The sequence below is a fragment of the Acidimicrobiia bacterium genome (assembly GCA_016650365.1).
GTDB lineage: Bacteria > Actinomycetota > Acidimicrobiia > Spongiisociales > JAENVV01 > JAENVV01.
This window is the reverse complement of record JAENVV010000329.1, coordinates 1-1854: the sequence shown is the minus strand read 5'-3', so window position 1 is coordinate 1854 and position 1854 is coordinate 1. Positions and strand designations below refer to the sequence as shown.

The window sequence follows — 1854 nt, the reverse complement described above, 5'->3', positions numbered from 1 at the left end:
GCGTACCCCAGGTGGACTTCTGAAACGATCGTTCCTCGCGGTTGGAGGGCTGCTTGTTCTGGCGGCGCTGTTTGCGCCTGCCGCTCAGGCTCAGTCAAAGTCGTTTCGGTTCCCCGACGTCAATGTCGCCGTTGAACTCACCGACGATGGCACGGTCGTCGTTACAGAAAACCTGACGTTCTCTTTCAGTGGCTCATTCGAAGGTGCCTACCGCGACATCCCTGTGCGACGAGGAGAAACCATTTCGGCCGTGACCGTTTCCGAATTTGGTGCCCAATATCAGCCAGGGGGATCCACGGAGCTTGGTTCGACGGACACTCCAGGCACGTTTGGTGTCGAGGACGTGGGTTCGGTCACACGGGTGGTTTGGCACTATCAGGCCAGCGACGAGGAGCGGACGTTCACCGTCAGGTATGCGCTCACCGGACTGGCCGTCGCGTATGACGACGTGGTCGATATCAACCTCCAGGTCTGGGGTGACCAGTGGGACGTGGGGGTAAGCCGTCTCACAGCTGGATTCCTCGGTCCCGGGGATCCCCCATCGGGTGAAGTATTGGTGTTCGGCCATCCAACTGATGTTGATGGGAGCACGTCGCTGGGAGTCGATGGAGTATCTCCTGATTTGTCGGCACGCAACATCCCTGCGCATCAGTTCGTGGAGATGCGCGTCGTGGTGCCCCGGTCGGTTTTGACCTCAACCGCGGGAGCCAAGGTTGTTTCCGGCCCGGGTCTTGCAGCCATCATGGCCGACGAACAAGCCGAGGCTGACCGGGCAGATCAGCGAGCGAAAAGCCTCTGGACAGCCCTCATTGCGGTAGCCCTGGCGTTTGCTGCTTATCCTCTGGCCGTGTTGGTCGGATTTGGTCTCTACGGGTCAGAGCCACGGATTGATTACGACCGTGAGTATGAGCAGGCCCCACCGGCCGACACGCCACCGGCCATTGTCGATGCCCTGGCCCGCCAGGGGATGGTCGACGAACGCGGCTTCACCGCGACACTTTTCGACCTGATCCGGCGCGGCCGCTACACGGCAACCCCGGCCACGGTTGAGAAGGCCACCTGGCTCGGATTGCGAACGGAGCAGATCACCGATCTTGAGATCGGTATGGGTCTCAACACGGTCCCACTCGAGAGCCATGAACGGCCGGTAGTGGCCATCATCGATCGTATCGTTGCCGACGGGCCCCTGCCGCTCACCGAGTTCCGGCGAGAACTTCGCGAAGATCCCGCGGAGAATCACGCCGACTATGAGCTCTTCAAGAAAGCTTCCGCCGCCGCGCTCAAGCAACGTGGGCTGCTCGACACGATTGGCAAGCGGTATCCGCCCTTTCTGATTCTGGGCGTCATCGTGGTGGCCTTGCTTGGTGCCCTGGCCCTTCCGCGGGTGCTCGGCACACGGTTGTCTTTTGAGGCGAAGTCGCTCATGGAGGTGGGCTTCTTCGGCTTTGGGATCACCGGAGTGTTCCTGAGTGTGGTTCTCGCGGCAAAGACCAAACTCTGGGTGCGGCGAACCCGGGAGGGTGCCCTTCTCAATGAGCGTTGGAAGGCGTTTCGGCGATACCTTGAAGACTTCAGCCGACTCGAAGAAGCCCCCGCCCTGTCACTCGGGCTATGGGAGGAGTACCTCGTGTACGGCATTGCCCTTGGAGTCGCCGAAGATGTCCTCGAGGCAGCACGGCTGTACGCCCCTCAAGACCTTGAGCAGACCTCGAGTGTCTATTGGTACGGAAGTCACGGCTATTCGGGCGGGCACTCGAGCAACGCCATTTCGGGCATTGAATCGGCGCTATCGGGAGCGTTTGCGCCGCCGGCCTCATCAGGAGGCGGGGGAGGGTTCTCGGGTGGCGGTGGTGG

Annotated in this window: 1 protein-coding gene; it reads left to right on the top strand. The window is 61.3% G+C overall.

Annotated elements, in window-relative coordinates; genetic code table 11:
• Positions 1 to 1854 (top strand): DUF2207 domain-containing protein (locus JJE47_17850; GenBank protein MBK5269290.1); only part of this gene is annotated, 1854 nt, incomplete at both ends.